This is a genomic window from Candidatus Leptofilum sp. (assembly GCF_965223285.1).
GTDB lineage: Bacteria > Chloroflexota > Anaerolineae > Promineifilales > Promineifilaceae > Leptofilum.
In genome coordinates, this window is sequence record NZ_OZ244997.1 from 2,331,112 (window position 1) to 2,349,082 (window position 17,971).

Sequence of the window (17,971 nt, forward strand, 5' to 3'; positions counted from 1 at the left end):
CGAAATCGGTGTGGCTACTGCCTTAGCCCACAACATCTCACCATGGCTCGTTTGGAAATTGAGCATATCATTCCCCTGGCAAAGGGCGGTAATAGTGCGGTAATAGTGATGAAGATAATCTTTGGCTGGCTTGCCCAATTTGCAATAAATACAAAGGTAGCCAAACAGAGGCCATAGATCCCCAAACAGATAAGCTGGTACCACTCTTTAATCCACGCCAACAAATATGGCATGAGCATTTTGCTTGGGATGTTAACGGTTTAACGATTCTGGGCAAAACGGCCGTTGGCCGCGCCACTGTTTCTGCTCTGCACTTAAGCGAGGACCCAGATGTGCTTCTTGTTCGGAGTTACTGGGTTCAGGCTGGTTGGCATCCTCCACAAGATTAGTTTTGTGATTATATTGCTTTCAGGGGTGTCCAATCTAAAAGAAAAATGTCTAGCCATCTATGAAATAATCATGGATGGCTTTTTGTTTTACGGCCGTTCCGCACAAAATCTCCACCAATTTCCCAATTTATCAATAATCTTTTGCAGAATATCATGTTTTTCAATAACTATCTTGACAATCTTAATATCAAGGCTTATTATTCTTGGCATTCAGCTAAAGATTTTTAAGCATAATCGTAATTTCTTGCAAAAACAGGCGGATTTTATGAGTAATCCTAAATCGTTACGGCCGTTCTTTATCATCTGGTCCGGGCAAGCACTGTCACTGGTGGGCAGTGCCGCCGTGCAGTTTGCTATCGTCTGGTGGCTGACACAGGAAACTGGCTCCGCCACCATCCTGGCCACCTCCTCGCTGGTTGCATTTTTACCCCAGGTGCTGCTTGGCCCTTTTGCCGGGGTGCTGGTAGACCGCTGGAACCGTCGCTGGACGATGTTTGCAGCTGATGGCATGATTGCCCTGGCCACCCTCTTGCTCGCCTACCTGTTTTGGATTGACACAATTGAAATTTGGCACATTTTTGCCCTCGTGTTTATTCGCTCGTTGGGCAGCGCGTTTCACGGCCCGGCCATGCAAGCCTCTACCTCACTGATGGTGCCGCATGAGCATCTGACCCGCATTCAGGGCATTAACCAGATGCTGGAAGGCGGCCTGGGCATCGTCGGTGCGCCGCTGGGCGCACTGCTCCTGGCAGCCTTGCCCATGCAAGGCATCCTGGCCATAGATGTTGTGACAGCACTGTTTGCCATTATCCCCCTGCTTTTCATTGCTGTACCGCAACCGGAAAAATCCGCTGAGGAGACAGCGACCGGCAAGAAGGCGTCATACTGGACGCAGCTACGGCAGGGATTGGCCTATGTGTGGGCCTGGCCGGGCATGTTATTCCTCATGTTGCTGGCCATGGTGCTAAATTTTGTCCTCACGCCTGTTATCGCTCTGCTGCCGCTGCTTGTTTCAGATTATTTTGGTGGCGGTGCCTGGGAATTTGGGCTGATGCAATCTATTTTCGGCGTTGGCATTATTGTGGGCGGACTGGTTTTGGGCGCATGGGGCGGCTTCAAAAAGCGCATTTTGACCTCGCTAATGGGAATCGTCGGCATGGGCGTGGGCATTAGCCTCATAGGGTTAGCCCCAGCCAACCTGTATTGGCTAGCAGTAGTGGGTGGCTTAGTGGCCGGCAGCATGATTGCGATGGCAAATGGGCCAATTCGCGCCATTATTCAGATTGCCGTAACCCCAGATATGCAGGGACGGGTGATGTCGCTTATTGGCAGCTTGGCTTCGGCAATGACGCCGTTAGGTCTCGTGCTTGCTGGCCCATTGGCTGATCAATTCGGGGTACGCCCTCTGTTCATTGTGGCTGGTTTTGGAACCACTTTAATTGCGCTCAGCGGTTTCTTTATTCCCGCGCTGCTCACGGTGGAAGACGGCCGTTCCGACACCACATCCGCACCTGATGAGAAAATACCCTCCGAAGAGATTCAGCCAGAAACAGGAGTTAGCAACATATGATTGTGCAAGGCGAACTTGGCCAGCGGCTGGATGATTATTTGAGCCGCATCACGCCGTTTGGTTTTGCCGGTGGTTGCCTGCTGGCAAAGGATGAGCGGATTTTGCTCAACAAAGGGTACGGGCTGGCCAATCGCGCCCAAAAGGTGCCAAACGACGCCCAAGCGGTGTTTAGCCTCGGCTCTGTGACCAAGCAGTTTACAGCCGCTGCCATCATGAAATTAGAGATGCTCGGCAAGCTGCACAGTAGCGACCCCATCAGCAAATTTTTCCCCGGCGTTCTGACTGACAAAGCCAATATCACTTTGCACCAACTGCTTACCCACACGGCTGGCTTGCTCAATTACACCGGGGAAGATTATGAGATGGCCGACAAAGAGGAAACGGTCCTCAAGATTTTGGAATCTGAGCTACTGTTTCCGCCCGGCAGCGACTATGAATATTCCAATGCGGGGTACACACTGCTGGCAGCGGTTGTGGAGCAGGTGGCGCAACGGCCGTATGAACAATTCCTCCAAGAGCAGCTTTTCACGCCTGCTGGAATGCACCACACGGGCTATCGCCTGCCCGATTGGTCAGAGATGAACGTGGCGCACTGGTACAACGACCGTAACGATTTCGGCACCCCGCTGGAAAAAGCGTACCCATCCTGGAACCTGCTAGGCAATGGCGACATGCTCTCCACCACTGAGGATATGTTCCGCTGGCACATGGCCTTGCTGGGCGATGGGATTTTGTCTGACGAGGTGAAGCAAAAGATGTACACGCCGGAGCAGCGGGAGTATGGGTATGGCTGGCGGATTGTGGAAACGGAATACGGCCGTTGCCTTCAGCACAACGGCGCCAGCAGCCACGGCAGCAGTGCCCTCTTCCGCCGCTGGGTAGATGCAGATGTCACGCTCATGCTCTTTTGCAACACCGATTATCATGGCGATGTCCTCATCATGACGCTGCAAGAGCCGCTGGAAGCACTTATTTTTGGCGATGGCGTTCCTTTGCCCCCCAAGCTGCCCGCCACACCTCCCTGTCCGTTGGGTTCATTGGCTGGAAAATACCAACTGCCGGATGGCGGTCTGGTTCAGACGGCCGTACAAAACAGTGCCTTGCAGCTAACACCCACAAACCAGACGGGGCTCAATTGGTTGTTGGGGTTGGATGCAGCGGAAACGGCCGTTTACAACCAAACCCTCCAACAAACCGAAACCATCATGGCGGCGGCATTGGCAGGCAACACCGAGCCACTTTTGGCCGCGCTCAATGACCGGGAGCGGCGTACGCTAGGCGTGTTACGCACCTGGGAAACGCTTAGTCAAGCCATCCAGCCCACCGAGATGACCGTTTTAGGCGTACGGCCGTCGCTCTACATGCCAGAGGCAATTGAAGCAATTGCCCAATTTCGCGGCTCAGAGGAAAGCCTCTGTTTTGTAACAATTTGGCGCGGTGGGGAAAACGTGGGGGTGCTGCTTACAGAATTGGCGAATGAGGCGATATTTACGGCCGTTGCCCAACCTATCACCGCGAACAGCCTTGCAACCTACCATTTAGCCTACGGCCAAACCCATCAATTCCAGGTTTTGCGCGAAGGTGATACCATCGTGGGCTTCATTTCTGAGCAAAATATTTTGGCTAGGTGCTTATGAATACAGAAAACAAACGACCCGCTGGCATGACCGGCTTCACCATCGTCTGGATTGGCCAGCTTGTCTCCTTGCTGGGCACCAGCATGACCAACTTCGCCCTCACCATTTGGGCGTTTGAGCAGACCGGCCGCGCTACTGATCTCGCGCTCATCGGCTTCTTTTTCATGGTGCCGCTGCTCATCGTCAGCCCGATGGCTGGGGCGATTGTGGACCGCAACGACCGCAAGCTGATGATGATGGTAAGTGATCTCGCTTCCGGCGTAGTCACCATCATCGTCCTGATTTTATTTGCGACCGGACTGTTAGAAGTATGGCATCTGTACATCACCGCCGCCATTTCTGGCACCTTTCAAACGTTCCAATGGCCCGCCTACTCTGCTGCCATCAGCACGATGCTGCCTAAAAAGCAGTACGCCCGCGCCAACGGCATGATCTCCTTGGCAGAATCCGGGTCTGGTATTTTTGCCCCGGTTTTGGCGGGCGCATTGCTCAGCTTTTTCGGCATGAACGCTATTTTTGCTATCGACATCATCACCTTTACCGTCGCCATCGGGGCGTTGCTGGTCGTCAATATTCCCAATCCTAAACAAACCGAAGCGGGCAAAGAGAGCCGGGGCAGCCTGTGGCAAGAATCTGCCTACGGCTTCCGCTACATTTTGGCACGACCCAGCCTGCTAGGATTGCAGTTGCTCTTTTTTGGGGCCAACTTCATGGTTTCGCTGGGATTTACCGTTTTTGCCCCCATGATTTTGGCCCGCACCGGCAACAACGAGCTAATCTTCGGCTCCGTGCAGTCTGCCTCGGCCATTGGCGGCGTGGTAGGTGGCTTGGTGATGAGTGCCTGGGGCGGCCCCAAGCGGCTGGTGCACGGCGTGGTGATTGGCTGGGTCATTTCTGGCGTGGCCCAATCTATTTTTGGGGCGGGGCAAATCGTGCCAATTTGGTTGGTAACTGGCTTCATCATGTCGGCTCTGGTGCCGCTCATCAATGGCTCGAATCAGGCCATTTGGCAAGCCAAGGTTGCCCCGGATGTGCAGGGGCGCGTTTTCGCCATTCGCCGCCTCATTGCCTGGGTGTCGGCTCCGGTGGCGCAGCTTATAGCTGGTCCGCTGGCTGATTTCGTGATGGAACCCGCCATGCAGGAAGGGGGCGCACTGGCCGGCACGTTTGGCTGGCTAGTAGGCACGGGCAGCGGCGCGGGCATGGGCTTGATGATGGTTTTTTCTGGGGTGATGGCCAGCCTGGTGGTGCTGGTTGCCTTCTCGTTCAACGTGGTACGCAATGCCGAAGATTTGCTGCCCGATCACGAGCAAATGGCACCTGAAGAGCCAGAAAGCAATGCTGAACCAGCCGAAAATCCGCAAATTGAAGCTGCCTAGTGAATGAAAATCCGCAGATTACACAGATTAACTCAGATTTTTCTTTGCTCTGAGTAATTCCATCTTCGATTTTTATTATCTTGGGAGAACGAACAGATGCTGCAAAAATATGAAGGGTATTACAATTTAGATACTTTTTTGCTGGATGTGCGGGTGCGAAGCGGCCGTCTCACAAGTTCTGCCCCAGGCGTGCCAGAAGGATATGAGATGATTCTGGAACCGACCGGGGAACCGCATACCTTCACGGTTGTGCGCGGACCAATGGCGGGAATTACGGCCGTTTTCCAACTCGATAGTGACAGCACACCCACAGGCATCAAAGTGGGGGATGAATTTGAACTCACCTACAGCCCCACGCCGCCGCCAGAGCCGGGCATTCCCACCGGGCAAGGGCTGCTGCCCCCAGAAATGAAGTTGGATGCAGGCAAGGAAGCAGATTTTGCCGCGCTGTTGGATGAAGTGTTGGGGGGAAACGGCCGTCCTCTCAACTACACCCTCCCCTACCCCAAACATGAATTTTTGCGCTACCTGGCCGCCCAAGAGAAGTTCATCTTCCACGGCTCCGCCAAGGGGGACATCGAAGAGTTTAGTACGCGGCGCACCTCGATGGAGCTGAAAGATAAAAGCGGGCGCGGCAATGTGCAGGGCATCTACGGCACTCACGATGGCCTCTGGCCCCTCTTTTTTGCTGTGGTGAACCGCAGCAAGCTCCCTGGCTCCATTCGCAACGGCGTGCAATATTTCCAAAACGATGATGGTGATGAAATTAGCGTGTACAACTTTTCCATCAATCAAGAGTGGCTGGATAAAGAGCCCTGGCACAGCGGCACGCTGTACGTGCTGCCGCGTGAAACATTCCGCCGCATGCCCTTGTCGGCAGCAGGTGGCCTCTCCAACGAATGGGTCAGCGAAGTGCCTGTGAAGCCGCTGGTGCGTATCCCCATCTCGCCAGAAGATTTTCCTTTTTTGGATCAGGTTGGTGGACACGATGATTCTGAGTTGATCAATCTAGGCGCACTGGGCAAGCAAATTACCGAGGCCACAACTAACGCAGACTTAGGTGAGGATTGCCTGAAAATGAAGCTGGATTACACCGCAGAACTGGGTGAAACCATTTTGCAATACATTCCGTTGGCGCAGAAATATATTCCCACCGCTCGGTTTGTGCTGCGGTTCGAGCCTGAATCAGACGTCTGGCTAGAGATGAGCGGGCCACCCGCCGTGATGCAGGTGATGCGCGATCGGGTTGAGAAGCATCTCAATGACTAACCCTTAAATTTTGCCTCTTCTTCTCAAGACGGCCGTTGCCCCATCCCCGGTGCAGCGGCCGTTTTATGTTTTATTGTGTAGAAGTTCCGCTATGTCCTTGCTCCTGGATCAAGCCTGTGGGAGATTATTAGAGTTGTTCCTTTATAAAAATTTCGGCTCATCTATGAAATGTGTGCGAATTGCCCTTATGTGACAGTCACTTCAGAAGTGACTGTCACATTGACGCACACTTTCTACTCATGAGCCAAAATTTCTACCCTGTCATACCCGCGAATGCGGGTATCCACTCTTACAATTAAATGGATTCCCGCCTGCGCGGAATGACAAGTGCAATGAGAGGTTAAGCTTGTGAGAGGGTGTTGATCAGCCGCTCGGCTTCGTCGAGGGCGGATTGGTAGGCGTAGGGTGGGCCGTCGCAGAAGGCGTAGTCGCGGGCGGTTTGGGCATGGGCGCGTGCCTCGCTGCGCGCGGCGGCGGTGTCACCCGCGTCCAGGGCCAGGTGGGCCAGATGGTTATGGCAGTCGGCCAGGTGGAGGACGTAGCCAGAACGCTGAGCAATGGTGAGGGCTTGTTGGGCGTAGGCGTGCGAACGGGTTGCTTGCCCCGTGGCACGAGCCAGGCGGGCCTGGGACAGCAGGATGACTGGTTCCAGTTCAACCAGGTTAATGGCCCGGCAGCGGCGCAGTGCTTCGTCGAGCCGGGTTTGAGCTTCTGGATAGTTACCCTGCACCAGCGCCGCCCAGCCCAGCAGCCAATGCGCCTGCACGTAATCCCGCTCGACTGGGTAACCTGGTCCGTGCTTATCAGCAAGGCGCAGCGCTTCCTGAGCCGCGCTTTGCGCTGCTACGCCGTCCCCTTGCAGCAGGGCAGAGAGCGCCCGGTAAGCCCAATCAAGACTCATGCCCTGATAATCAGAGTTTTCCTTGTTGTAAACATATGATTTGTCCAATTCAGTTGCAGACTTGGCCCAATCGCCACAGGTGGCTAGCAAACGGCCGTATTCCTGATGCCCTACCGACTCAGAAAAACGATCTTCAATTTCCTGGCCGAGAGCAATCCTGCGGCGCAGGTTGTCGGCCGCCTCCGCCAGCGCGCCAATTTTTGCTTGATCGTCTGCCAGATCGCCAAGGGCAACAGCTGTACTCTTTTTGTCGCCCTGTTTCTCGTAGATGTCAACGGCTTGTTGGCAAAGCTGAACGGCCACTCCTGGCTGTCCCTCTGCACTATAGCTAATAGCTAGCGAATTGAACGTCCATGCCTGGTCCCCTTCCTTATTCAAACGGGGCGGTTTAGCCTCCCCGTCGGGAAACAAGGCTCGCAGCAATTCAATGTAGGCTTGATACGCGCCCAAGTGATAATACAGAGCACTATGCAGCCGATCGCTGAAAAGGTCGCGGGCTTCATCGTACCGTTCGGCGCGGGCCAGGTGGTGATAAAGCTCAATTGTTGGTTCCAGGTCGGCCAGCCTGATTACTTTGGACGGTTGGGGCGCGGCCTCAAAATAAACAATCAACTGCCCATGCACCGCTGTGCGGTCGGCCAGGCGCTCGTAGGCGTAGCGGCGGGCAATGGGGTGGAGGTCAAATGTAGTAGTTGGTGGCTGGTCGCTTGTGGCTGGTTGTTGGGCGCGTTGCAGCAAGCCACGGTGTTCAAGGAGAAGCAAAGTCTCTTCCATAGCAGCTTTGTCAGGCGGGAAGTCTTTTTGTTTCGGCAGTTTGTTTTTGCCGAACAATTTTTGCCACCATTTTTGTTTTGGTGGATTGACCAGTGCGATTTCAATCACTTCCCACGACACCGCAGCGCGGAAGGCGGCCAGGCGGCCCAGGGTGAGTTGGGCGGCGGGGGGCAAGTTGTCGTAGGCGCGCTGCAAGATATGCTGCCGCCGGCCCAGCAGGTCGTGGGTCGGGTCGTAGTTGGCCACGGCGCGCAGGTCGTTGGGGGCTACAAAATCGTGGGCGGCGGTCCCAGCCAGCAGAGCCATGCAAAAAGGGTGGTACTCCAGTGGTTCGCACACCGCCTTCACCTCGGCGGGTGTCGTCTGGATGTCCCATTCGCTAAAAAAGCGCACGGCGTCGGTCGGGTCCAGCCCGGTTAAATCGCGGCGGCCAACGCGGGTGGGCAGCCTGCCGCCCCGCCCCAACAGCTCTTGTGGCATCAGGCGGGTACTCATCAACGTTTTGCTGCCGTTGCCCAACTGAGACAGCCCCAGCAGCAGTTCGCCAGCAACGGGATCGACACATTCAAGCGCCCGCTGCACCTGCTGTTCTTCATCCCCCTGGTACGCGGCGTTCATCCCGCCGTAGGCCCGCAGCAGCCGCTCCGCCCCATCCAAAACGATGAGGGCAGGCACGGCGGCCAATCGCTCCAGCAGCCGGTTGAGCTGAACCCGCTTGCTGCCCAGTTCCTGCGGCTTCTCATCCAAAAATTCAAGCACGTCGGTCAGAAAGGTGTCTACCTGCCCCGTCTCATAAAAGCCGTGCCAGATGATGAGTTTAAACGGCTGCTCAGCCTGCGCTTTGATTGTTTCCAGCCAATGCCAGGTCAGAGCGCTTTTGCCCGTACCGCCCAGGGCGACGATGATAAACATGGGGCGGCTGGCATCGGCCTGCCAATCGTCCAGCTCTTGCAGTTCCTTTTTCCGCCCCACGAATTGGCTGGCGAGGTTGTAACGGCCGTGTTCGTAGACACGCACACCTTCTTGAGTTTCGGGGTCAGCAGCGGGTTGGTTCGGGGCGGGATAGTTTATGTTAAAGGTAATCTTGTCACCCTCAAATTTATCGCCGCCAACCTTATCCCCGACCATATAATCCCCTTCCGTGTGAGTGGAAGGAGCCGAGTCGGCCTGTCCGCTGCTGGTTTGGTGTGATCGGTCTGGTTTTTGCGATTCATTCATGCTGCTGGTTCCCTAAAATTGGCGATTGGCACAGGATAACGATGACAGGACTTTCGCAATGAAGACTACAAAAGTCTCGTTCTCTCCGGGATTTACCTTATGAGCCTCAAGACTTTTGTAGTCTAGTTAGGGCAGATGCGTAAGTCCTATGATGATTTACATTGTAGCCAGAACAGGCGCAAACTTCAATGCAGCATCGAGTATCCGTTTTGTGCAGACCCTAAACTGCTTATAGAATTTGGACTATGAAAAGCAAACCTTTTATTTTCGGGCTGCTGGCTATTCTCCTGGCAAGCTGCGGCCCAAATCGCCCCACCGCCGCCCCTAAGGAAATCACCGTTTTTGCCGCCGCATCGCTCACCGATGCCTTCAACGAGCTAGCAGAAACGTTTGAAGCACAGCATGACGGGGTGCGGATATTGCTAAACTTTGCCGGATCGTCCCAACTGGCGGCACAGCTACGAGAGGGCGCGGTGGCAGACCTGTTTGCTTCGGCCAATCCGGCCCAAATGCAAACTGCGGTAGAGGCGGGGCGCATTGCGGCGGGCAGCGAGACGCTATTTGTTGCCAACCAACTTACCCTGATCGTCCCGGTTGACAATCCGGCGGGCATTGTTGCCCTCGAAGATTTAGCCCAGCCCGGTGTGCAGCTCATTCTGGCAGTGGAGGGCGTGCCGGTGCGCCAATACAGCGACGACATCGTCGCCAGCCTGCCTGCCGAATTTCAGTCACGAATTTACGGTAATCTAGTTTCGGAGGAAGATAACGTGCGCCAGATTGTGGCCAAAATTGCGCTGGGCGAAGCGGATGCGGGCCTCGTCTACACGTCGGACGTGACGCCAGATATTGCCAGCCAGGTGCAGAAAATACCTATCCCAGCGGCGCAAAATGTGGTCGCTAGCTACCTAATCGCTCCGCTGGCAGACGCGCCCTCACCTGAGTTGGCACAGGCGTTCATTGCGTTTGTCCTCAGTGATGAAGGACAAGCCATCCTGGGCAAGTGGGGCTTTGACCCACCGCGACTGAACTAACATGCGCTCAAGGGGCAGACACGGGGGTCTGCCCCTACTAAATTAACCTTGAAGGCTGCTAGGATATTTTATGTCAACAAACAACTTGAATGATGAACTCACAAACAAGGTGCTGGCTTTTTTGGGAATTAAAAAGCGAGTGCCTGCTACCCTGCTCGCTTTGGAAAAGCTGCTGGCCGCCTATTACCGCAGCGTTCCGTGGGAAAGCGTTTTTCGCATTGTGCAGCGGGCCGAAAAGCCAGCCCCGCGCTGGCCGGAGCAGTTCTGGCAAGAGGCAATGGCGCAAGGTGCAGGCGGTACCTGCTTCGAGAGCAACTACGCTTTTTTTGCCCTGCTGCAAACGATAGGGTATGAAGGCTATCTGACCATCAACAACATGGGGGATTCGATTGGCTGCCACACAGCCAGCGTTATTATTTTGGACGGGCAAAAGTGGCTGGTGGATGTGGGCATTCCGCTGTATGCGCTGCTGCCCATCAGCAGTCGCGGGGTGATGCATCGGCGGTCGCCCTTTTTGCAATATGCGGTACGGCCGTCTGGCCATGCCACCTACCAAATCGAGCAACGCCCTCATCCCAAACCCGTCGTCTTTACCCTAATTGATGAGCCAATAGACGATGGCACCTACCGGGCAGCGACAGAAAATGATTATGGTGAAAATGGCTTCTTTCTCGACTTTGTCATCCTCAACAAAGTGATTAACAACCAACAGTGGCGCTTCAACATGGCAGAACGGCCGTGGGCACTCAACCGCTTTGACTGGGGGCAAAGGTTTGATACAGTTCTTGAGGGTGATGTGGCGACTAGCGTCGCCTTGCATTTTGGGATGGAAACGGCCGTTGTGCAACGCGCCTTTGCCCTCACCCAACACAACTACCCGAACGATTGAGACATTTATGCGAAAACCAAAACCATACAAAAAGAAGCCAAAAAAGAAGACACCAACGCCCCGCCAGCGCAGGGGCGACTACCGCATTTTTGTAGGTGCGTTTCCCGAAGGTGAAAAAATCGCGCAGATTCAGCAACTGCGGGAACAGTTCGATTGGAAAACATCCCAAATTACGCCGCCGCACGTGACGCTGGCAGGCACCTACTGGCGGACGGGTCAGCCAAACGCTGCCAATGAAGGTGTCCTGATTGATAAGCTCATCAGTTTAGCTCCTTACCTCAAACCGTTGACGTTGCACCTGGGCGGCATCTACACCTTTGGCCAGCGGGTTATTTATTTGGGTGTGCAGTCAACGGAGAACATGCTGGCTATCCGAAATTCACTTTTGGGGGTGATGGGTAAGGACAAGCATCGCAAATTTCGGCCCCATCTTACCCTGGCGATGCGGCTAAAAGACGAGGCATTTAATGAGGCTTTAGCAGAATTGGAGCAGACAGAATGGGCAGACGGCCGTTTCGCCACCACGATCCACGAACTGAGACTCATGCAGCGCGGCCCCAACGACCCTGCCTGGCGCACGATTCACACCGTGCCGCTGCCAAGCCAGACTCAACTGCGAGGCTTGCAGGATGACGATCTGCCCATCTTCTTTACCCAGCAGCAAGAACCAGATGCCATACAGATGGCGGCGTTCACCGCCAAAGATCCCAGCGATGAAGCCGCTTTTCACGCCCATTGGGCCAAAATTCGCGCCGATGAGACGATCACGCTCCAAACAATTTTGCATGACGGTGAAGTGGCCGGGCATATCGCCTGCCACCGCTGGTTTGGCGAGCCAGAAGTTACCTACTGGCTGGGGCAGGCGTTTTGGGGCAAGGGCGTTGCCACCGCCGCGCTAACCCAATTCCTTAACCAACTCACCACCCGCCCCCTGCTTGCCCGCGTGGCGCAGGACAATGTCGGCTCGCTGCGCGTGTTGCAAAAGTGCGGCTTTGTTATCACGGGTGAAGACAAAGGATTTGCTCACGGCCGTAATGCAGAAGTGGCTGAATACATTCTCACACTCCCCAATGACTAAACAGCAGAATATTGAGATCAACGGGGTCAGCTACTATGCCATCCAGCATGGCTCGCCGGAGGCACCACCCTTGCTGCTGCTGCATGGCTTTACCGGCAGCAGTGTCAATTGGGCAACACATACTTCAATTTTCGGTGAGCAGTTTTCGGTAATCCGCGTGGATGTTCTGGGACACGGCCGTACCAACAGCCCATCTGACCCCAACCGCTACGCCATGCCCCAGGTGGCTGCCGACATCATCGCCCTGCTGGATGCGTGGCAAATTGTGCAAACGGCCGTACTCGGCTACTCGATGGGTGGGCGATTGGCACTCTATTTGGCCTGCAATTATCGTGAGCGGTTCAGTCAGTTCATTCTGGAAAGCAGCTCACCAGGGCTGGCGACAGAAACCGAACGCGCCGCCCGACGCCAAAGCGATGAGACGCTGGCCGCCTGGATTGAGGCGAATAGCATAGAAGCGTTCGTCAATCGGTGGGAAGCATTGCCGCTGTGGGCCAGCCAGCAGCAGCTTCCTGAGGCAGCTCGCCAACAGCTGCGCCAGCAGCGGCTGCAAAACAACCCAACGGGATTGGCCAATTCATTGCGTGGCATGGGCACCGGGGCGCAGCCATCCCTCTGGCCATGCTTACCCGCACTTGCTTTGCCCACGCTGCTCATCGTTGGGGAATTGGATAGCAAGTTTGTAAGTATTAATCAGCAGATGGCAGCTGAGTTGCCAAACGGCCGTTTGCACATCATTCCTCAAGCCGGACACACCACGCATCTGGAACGGCCGTCTGCGTTTGCAACGGCCGTACTACGCTTTCTCACTTAATTTTCCTGGACAAATTCACTGGGAACGCTTTCCATGAAGACAGCATCCCCTTCGGTAGCGGCCAGACGAAGTGCTTTAAGCGGTTCATATTCGGTCGAGTTGTACCAGCGATGGGCCTGCGCCAAAGAAGGAAACTGGATAAGCACGGGCGTGATTGGCTGCCAGGAGCCTTCGACTCTTTCGCAGTTGCCGCCGAGGAGCAAATAACGTCCGCCGTATTGCTGCACGGTGGCCAAGACGCCATCTTTATATTGCCCCAATTTCACCGGGTCGGTCACTTCTCGCACGTCAAAAAAACAGTATGCTGTCATGCTAAGTCTCCTTTTTGCACAAAATCATATGGGAGCGGAACGGAATTTGGGTACGGCCGTTCGTCTCAAATTGCGCCATCTTTTCACAAACCTCGTCCACGATGGCTTGCTGTACGGCCGTAGCCACCTTATCAAAACCCGCCCCCATCGGCGTGGCCCTAATGTGGCGCGGTACAAACGCCGACAATTCCGGCATGGGCAGGTCAAGCTGCGCAATAACCATCTCAACTTGGCCCAAACCTACCGCTTGCAGCAAGCTGCGAATGTCGTCCGGGTTGGAAAAAGCAAAGGCAGATTGAAGGCCAACAGCCGTTTCTGGACCAATATGCCGAGCCACCGCATCTACCAAGGTAAAGAAGTAGGGATTGTCCTCAATGGGCGTCCACAGGCTAATCGCGACACGCCCCGTCGGTTTCACGATCCGCTGCATCTCAACCAAAGCGGGTTGTTTTTCAGGCATGAATTGCAAAACTTGAGCGCATAAAACAGCATCAACCGTTTGAGCAACTTGAGGCAGTTCAGCAGCGGTGGCAACATGCCAAGAAATCGCTGCACCCGGTACCGCTGGCAAACTTTTCGCTACCTCGATCATGCTCGCATTTACATCCACACCGGCCACTTGCCCGGCCACACCAACCAGCCGGGCTGCGTAACGTGCCGCAGCCCCGGTGCCACAGCCTACGTCAACGGCCGTTTCCCCCGGCTGCAAATCGGCAAAATCCACCAACGCCTCGGCAAACGGCCCTAAGATAACCGGGGTTAGCACCGTTTGATAACGCTCGGCAGCAGCCCGAGCCAATTGCCATTTTGTTGAAGTTGTCACACAAACCTTCCTGCGTGAATGCGCCATGCTTGCACATTCACAATCTTGATATTCCTTTATCTAATTGCCAACAACACCATATCAGGAAGGCATGCCAGGGAATAGTTCAAAAATTGAACTGGCCCCTTTTCTGCCCTAGAATGGTAGCTAAATTGGAAGTATTGCGATCAACAGGAGCACAAGCATGTACAAATACGGACAATATTGCCCCATTGCCAAAGCGGTAGAAATTTTGGGTGACCGGTGGACTTTGCTTATTGTGCGGGATCTGCTAACAGGCACGCGCCATTTCAACAATTTAGAGCGCGGCCTGCCAGGTATTTCGCGCGGACTTTTGGCTGAGCGGCTGCGGCGCTTGCAGCGAATGGGGCTGGTGGAGAAGGTTGCTGTGGCAAACGGCCGTCAACGCACCGCCTATTACCTTACAGAAGCTGGCCAGGAACTGCACACCGTCATTGATTCTCTGCTGGTGTGGGGCGCACGCTGGGCGTTTGAGGAACCTGAAGAAAACGAATTGGACCCCGTTTTACTGATGTGGTGGATGCGTGGTCGCGTGCGCCGCGAGACGCTGCCAGCGGGGCAAACCGTTGTGCGCTTTGATTTTGAAGGCGCAAAATATGAGACGTTTTGGCTGCTCCTTAAAAGGGAAGATGTATCAATTTGCCTGACCGATCCGGGGTTTGATCTGGACGTGTTGGTAACGGCCGATTTATCCGCTTTTTTCCAAATTTGGCTGGGACGCCTGACTTTTGCGGAAGCGCAGCGCGCAAAGCTGGTCCAAGTGGACGGCATCCCGACTCTAGTTGAAGCGTTGCCCACCTGGTTTTCCTACAGTCTGGCTTCCCCCGCCGTGCGGGCGGCCCAAAAATCCCAAAACGACTAAGCCAAATCTGCCATCTGGAAGAACATTGGGCTTAAGTAGGGAATGAGCCAAATGACCCAAACCGCTACGCTAAAGCGATGAAAGCTCATGAGTGCTTGCTCATTTTTACGCACCAACACCACCGTCGCCCAGACCGCGTGAACGAGCATGAGAATAATCGCCAACAGCCCACTGATGCCATGCACATCGTAGGTCATGCCACCAACTGCCTCAAACATGAGGCCCGTTCCCCAGGTGTCGCAAACGATGCCCAGCCAAAAAAAGGCCAGATGCCAAGACTTTAGCCGCCCAGCAAACCGTTCGCTCCACACGCCAATTGAGTAGAAAATGAGGGCAAGATTGATAACGATGACGGCCGTTCCACTCATAACATCCTCCTTAAAATCATAATCCAATAGCTAGATTGTAATCAGAATGCCGCTGCAATTCCTGGCACTTTGTCACCCAATCTACCGTGTTTTCTGTCAATAGTTGGTAAAATAGAGGTATGATACACAATCAAGAAGCTCTTCCTTTGCTAATTTATGACGGCGACTGCGGCTTTTGAGAAAAGTCGGCGCGGCTCGTGGAGTCGTGGACCAACGGCCGAATCAATCTGCAACCTTGGCAAGCCGTCCCGGACACAATGGCTGCACTGGGCCTAACGGATGAAGACGGTATGACTCAAGCGTGGTTTGTGGATGCGAACGGCCGTCTCACGGGCGGGGCGGAGGCCATCAACCAATCACTGCGTTACTGCTGGTGGTTACGGCCGTTCACCACCCTCTACCCCCTGCCCGGCATCCGCCAACTGCAAGATTGGGTCTACCGCTGGGTGGCCAACAATCGCTACCGACTACCCGGCAGCACGCCGCAATGTGAACTGCCCACAAATCAAGACTCGTAGGGGCGAGGCGATGCGGAATCATCATGGCAAAGCGCATCATTTGGTCACGCATCGCCTCGCCCAAAATGCCCCAAAAATGATCAACCCCCTCTCCCCCAAAGAATGTCGCCGCCTAGCCCAACACCTGCCAGACGGCCCCCAAACCGTCATTTCCCGCGCCCATTTACGGTGGGGAACAGCACGTGCCTACGCAATTGGGTTGAATGATGATGGGTTTGAAACGGCCGTTATCGAAGACCCTGGCTGCCCCGGTGAACCGATGGTTTTCGGCCACAACGCCCAGCAAATCGCTGAACTTTTGCCCCAAATTCCCAACTGGTTTTGCGTCAACGTCGCGCTCAGCCTGGCTGATGAATTAGAATCGCTGCTAGCGGCTCACCTGGGAAATCCCCTGCGACGATTGGAAGATGTTTACCACACGCTCACCCAACCCCCACCTGCCCATTTGTTAATCCATCCAGTAGTGCGCTTACTCACCAAAGAAGATTGGCCACAACTCCTGGCTGCCCCACCGGAGCTGCGCGGCCCCAACCCGGCACAGCTGCTGCACAAAACGGCCGCTGCCGGAGCCACCCTCCACAACCAACTCGTGGCCATTGCCCAAAATTATGCCCTCACTGAAGGGCACGGCGACATCGGCGTCTACACCTTGCCAAAATGGCGTGGTCGTGGGTTAGCGGCCGCCGCAGCGGCGCATGTCGTGGAGTGGTTACAGCGGAACGGCCGTATCCCCGTCTGGAGCTGCGGCGCACACAACCAAGCCAGCCTGCGCGTGGCAGAAAAGTTGGGATTTGTGGAAAACGGCCGTCGCGTGTATCTTATTCTGTCATGACCACCTTCATCCAATTTTGTGCCAGTGCCAAGATGCGTCACGACTTTAGCGACCAGATTCAGGTTCGCTACCCACACCCCGCGGGCGAGAATTTTGACACGTGGATTAGTGGCGAAGAAGTGATGAGCCGCCTCAAAACAATGTCGCGTGAGCAGCTCATCCACAGCTTTAGCCGGATGAACTGGACGGAGGCCAAAGCTGCACTCCAGAAGGAGTTGGATGAAGGGAAGCAAAAAGCGCGACACAGCTTGAAAGGGCGGTTAGCCGACATAGTGGAAGATGGCATTGGTGGCAATATTTTTGGCAATACGCTGGCCGACAACATTCGCGGCGTAGATAGCAATGCCGATCCGCGTGAGCAGGAAAAAGCATTGTGGCGACAAAGGCTACACAACGATGCCTTTCGGGCTATCGCCTTGGAACTGGCCTGGATTAACCTGGAAGGCACCTTTCCTGATGCACCGCAAGCCGAGCCGGATGATTGGACATGACGAATTGACGATTGGCGGTTTTAGATTTACGATTGGGTTTCTGAGTGGGAGCCGGGGCTTAACTTATGAGTCTCGGCTTTTTTGTTGGAGGTGAATGATGCGGAGTTGGCTCCTATCTGTTAATGGCGTAATGGCAACGGCCGTCTTCATCACTCTCATTGCCGCCTTAGAAAATAGCATCCTGCCCTGGTCACCATTTTTTGTGGTGCAGGCAATTTTGGCCTTGGCAATTCCCCTCGCGTTGAAAACGTACCGCTTTGGCAGCCTGCGAGCCGTGCGCTGGTGGCATTGGCTAGCCGGGATTGTGGCCGCCCTGCTTATTCAGGTGGTGGGCGGGCTATTTTTGGGGCTGCTTGTGCCGCAGCTCTTTGGAGTGCCGGGGGAAATTGGTGTGGACATTGGTGCAGCCCTTTTGGCGATGTACGAAACGGCCGCAGCCCGCCTGAATGGCGATCCCCAAACCATCCAAACCGCCTACATGCTCATGATCTTTGTTTGGGCAGCGTTTGGCGAGGAGCTGTTTTACCGAGGCTACATGCAGGGTACGTTGCAAAAAAGCTGGGGTTTTCGTCGCGCCGCACTTGTTTCGGCGGGCTTTTTTGCCCTGCGCCACGCCACCCAACTGCTACTGCTTTGGCCCAACTACCCCATCATTGCTGTCCTCGCCTGGATGATCTTTAGCTTTGCCTTCGGTTGGTTGATGAGCTATCTTTACCAGCGAACCAACAGCCTCATCCTGCCCATCTTCATCCACTTTGTCCTCAACGCCGTCCCGCTACTGGGCTAGATGATTGGA

18 protein-coding genes and 1 pseudogene are annotated in these 17,971 nt (G+C 54.9%); 15 read left to right on the forward strand and 4 right to left on the reverse strand.

Annotation, left to right across the window (positions count from 1 at the left end; translation table 11 throughout):
- The first annotated feature begins 42 nt into the window (after window positions 1–42).
- From ACOQPU_RS10730 to ACOQPU_RS10750, 5 genes are all read left to right on the forward strand, one after another.
- Window positions 43–177 (forward strand): hypothetical protein, encoded by a 135-nt coding sequence (locus ACOQPU_RS10730; RefSeq protein ID WP_420645826.1) that lies wholly within the window; start codon window positions 43–45, stop codon window positions 175–177.
- A gap of 477 nt (window positions 178–654) precedes the next feature.
- Window positions 655–1,959, forward strand: a complete 1,305-nt coding sequence (locus ACOQPU_RS10735) for an MFS transporter (RefSeq protein WP_420645103.1) — start codon at window positions 655–657, stop codon at window positions 1,957–1,959.
- Window positions 1,956–3,596, forward strand: a complete 1,641-nt coding sequence (locus ACOQPU_RS10740; protein WP_420645104.1) for a serine hydrolase domain-containing protein — start codon at window positions 1,956–1,958, stop codon at window positions 3,594–3,596. The genes ACOQPU_RS10735 and ACOQPU_RS10740 overlap by 4 nt, the downstream gene beginning before the upstream one ends.
- Window positions 3,593–4,975 (forward strand): MFS transporter, encoded by a 1,383-nt coding sequence (locus ACOQPU_RS10745; RefSeq protein ID WP_420645105.1) that lies wholly within the window; start codon window positions 3,593–3,595, stop codon window positions 4,973–4,975. Before ACOQPU_RS10740 ends, ACOQPU_RS10745 begins: the two co-directional genes overlap by 4 nt.
- Before the next feature lie 96 nt (window positions 4,976–5,071).
- A complete protein-coding gene (locus ACOQPU_RS10750) occupies window positions 5,072–6,244 on the forward strand; it encodes a hypothetical protein (protein WP_420645106.1) in 1,173 nt (390 codons plus the stop codon).
- 340 nt (window positions 6,245–6,584) lie between these two features.
- On the opposite strand, the gene ACOQPU_RS10755 is transcribed toward ACOQPU_RS10750, so the two are convergent.
- The gene (locus ACOQPU_RS10755; RefSeq protein ID WP_420645107.1) at window positions 6,585–9,137 is read right to left on the reverse strand and encodes a tetratricopeptide repeat protein; all 2,553 of its coding nucleotides are present in this window, start codon (window positions 9,135–9,137) and stop codon (window positions 6,585–6,587) included.
- A 245-nt stretch (window positions 9,138–9,382) separates the two neighbouring features.
- On the opposite strand from ACOQPU_RS10755, the gene modA reads away from it, so the two are divergent.
- The 5 genes and pseudogenes from modA to menH all read left to right on the forward strand — a co-directional run bounded on the left by modA (window position 9,383) and on the right by menH (window position 12,949).
- Complete coding sequence (gene modA, locus ACOQPU_RS10760) at window positions 9,383–10,168, forward strand: molybdate ABC transporter substrate-binding protein (RefSeq protein WP_420645108.1); 786 nt, start codon at window positions 9,383–9,385, stop codon at window positions 10,166–10,168.
- A gap of 70 nt (window positions 10,169–10,238) precedes the next feature.
- Window positions 10,239–11,057 (forward strand): arylamine N-acetyltransferase, encoded by an 819-nt coding sequence (locus tag ACOQPU_RS10765; RefSeq protein ID WP_420645109.1) that lies wholly within the window; start codon window positions 10,239–10,241, stop codon window positions 11,055–11,057.
- Between the two features lie 7 nt (window positions 11,058–11,064).
- A pseudogene (locus ACOQPU_RS10770) lies at window positions 11,065–11,601 on the forward strand (2'-5' RNA ligase family protein); the annotation flags it as partial.
- On the forward strand, window positions 11,602–12,135 hold the full coding sequence (locus ACOQPU_RS10775; RefSeq protein ID WP_420645827.1) for a GNAT family N-acetyltransferase: 534 nt from the start codon (window positions 11,602–11,604) through the stop codon (window positions 12,133–12,135). It abuts the pseudogene before it with no gap.
- Window positions 12,128–12,949 carry a 2-succinyl-6-hydroxy-2,4-cyclohexadiene-1-carboxylate synthase gene (gene menH, locus ACOQPU_RS10780; protein ID WP_420645110.1) on the forward strand — a complete coding sequence of 274 codons (822 nt, stop codon included), beginning with the start codon at window positions 12,128–12,130 and terminating at the stop codon, window positions 12,947–12,949. Before ACOQPU_RS10775 ends, menH begins: the two co-directional genes overlap by 8 nt.
- Here menH and ACOQPU_RS10785 read toward each other — a convergent pair.
- A complete protein-coding gene (locus tag ACOQPU_RS10785; RefSeq protein ID WP_420645111.1) occupies window positions 12,946–13,260 on the reverse strand; it encodes a DUF1330 domain-containing protein in 315 nt (104 codons plus the stop codon). The genes menH and ACOQPU_RS10785 overlap by 4 nt on opposite strands.
- Window position 13,261: 1 nt before the next feature.
- Window positions 13,262–14,083 (reverse strand): class I SAM-dependent methyltransferase, encoded by an 822-nt coding sequence (locus ACOQPU_RS10790; protein WP_420645112.1) that lies wholly within the window; start codon window positions 14,081–14,083, stop codon window positions 13,262–13,264.
- A 184-nt stretch (window positions 14,084–14,267) separates the two neighbouring features.
- On the opposite strand from ACOQPU_RS10790, the gene ACOQPU_RS10795 reads away from it, so the two are divergent.
- Window positions 14,268–14,966: a winged helix-turn-helix transcriptional regulator gene (locus ACOQPU_RS10795; RefSeq protein WP_420645113.1), complete on the forward strand. Its 699-nt coding sequence runs from the start codon at window positions 14,268–14,270 to the stop codon at window positions 14,964–14,966.
- On the opposite strand, the gene ACOQPU_RS10800 is transcribed toward ACOQPU_RS10795, so the two are convergent.
- Window positions 14,963–15,334 (reverse strand): HsmA family protein, encoded by a 372-nt coding sequence (locus tag ACOQPU_RS10800; protein ID WP_420645114.1) that lies wholly within the window; start codon window positions 15,332–15,334, stop codon window positions 14,963–14,965. The genes ACOQPU_RS10795 and ACOQPU_RS10800 overlap by 4 nt on opposite strands.
- A 197-nt stretch (window positions 15,335–15,531) precedes the next feature.
- On the opposite strand from ACOQPU_RS10800, the gene ACOQPU_RS10805 reads away from it, so the two are divergent.
- The 4 genes from ACOQPU_RS10805 (at window position 15,532) to ACOQPU_RS10820 (ending at window position 17,962) form a co-directional block, all read left to right on the forward strand.
- The gene (locus tag ACOQPU_RS10805; RefSeq protein ID WP_420645115.1) at window positions 15,532–15,852 is read left to right on the forward strand and encodes a thiol-disulfide oxidoreductase DCC family protein; all 321 of its coding nucleotides are present in this window, start codon (window positions 15,532–15,534) and stop codon (window positions 15,850–15,852) included.
- Between the two features lie 10 nt (window positions 15,853–15,862).
- A complete protein-coding gene (locus tag ACOQPU_RS10810) occupies window positions 15,863–16,684 on the forward strand; it encodes a GNAT family N-acetyltransferase (RefSeq protein WP_420645116.1) in 822 nt (273 codons plus the stop codon).
- Complete coding sequence (locus tag ACOQPU_RS10815; protein ID WP_420645117.1) at window positions 16,681–17,175, forward strand: hypothetical protein; 495 nt, start codon at window positions 16,681–16,683, stop codon at window positions 17,173–17,175. The genes ACOQPU_RS10810 and ACOQPU_RS10815 overlap by 4 nt, the downstream gene beginning before the upstream one ends.
- A gap of 94 nt (window positions 17,176–17,269) precedes the next feature.
- Complete coding sequence (locus ACOQPU_RS10820; protein ID WP_420645118.1) at window positions 17,270–17,962, forward strand: CPBP family intramembrane glutamic endopeptidase; 693 nt, start codon at window positions 17,270–17,272, stop codon at window positions 17,960–17,962.
- Window positions 17,963–17,971 lie beyond the last annotated feature (9 nt).